Origin of the sequence: Maribellus luteus (genome assembly GCF_003576475.1) — a bacterium.
GTDB classification, from domain to species: Bacteria; Bacteroidota; Bacteroidia; order Bacteroidales; family Prolixibacteraceae; genus Draconibacterium; species Draconibacterium luteum.
On the sequence record NZ_QWGR01000288.1, the window covers coordinates 1 to 517 of the forward strand.

The following is a 517-nucleotide window of genomic DNA, read 5'->3' on the forward strand; positions in this document are numbered from 1 at the left end:
GTAACGACGCCTCACACCGACGACATTTCGGTCTATGTCGTTCGGTTGACCGGGCTAGAATCGCTCGACCCGCTGGCACATCCGCACCCTCCCATGTCGATCGATCACCCGCCTTTGCAAAACCCTGCCACGCTGCTCGAAATCGTGCGAGCGCAGTCCCAGATCGCCAAGCTCGGCACCGATCTGGGCGCCATCATGGCGTTGGTCACCGAGCGGGCACAGCATCTGACCTGCGCGACGGGCGCGGTGGTCGAAATGGCGGAAGGCGATGAGATGGTCTATCGCGCCACGTCGGGCCTGACCGAAACGCTGCTGGGCCTGCGACTTGCGCGCCAGGGCAGCCTGTCGGGCCTGTGCGTACAGACCGGCGAAATCCTGCACTGCACCGATTCCGAAACCGACCCGCGCGTCGACCGTGAGGCCTGCCGCCGCGTAGGTCTGCGCTCGATGGTGGTCACACCGCTGCGCCACCTCGACACCACGGTCGGCGTGCTCAAGCTGGTTGCGCCGGAGGTCG

General features: G+C 65.8%; 1 protein-coding gene. It reads left to right on the forward strand.

Annotated elements, in window-relative coordinates:
- Positions 1-517: GAF domain-containing protein (locus D1614_RS28925; protein ID WP_206610218.1), on the forward strand; the 517-nt coding region annotated here is incomplete at both ends.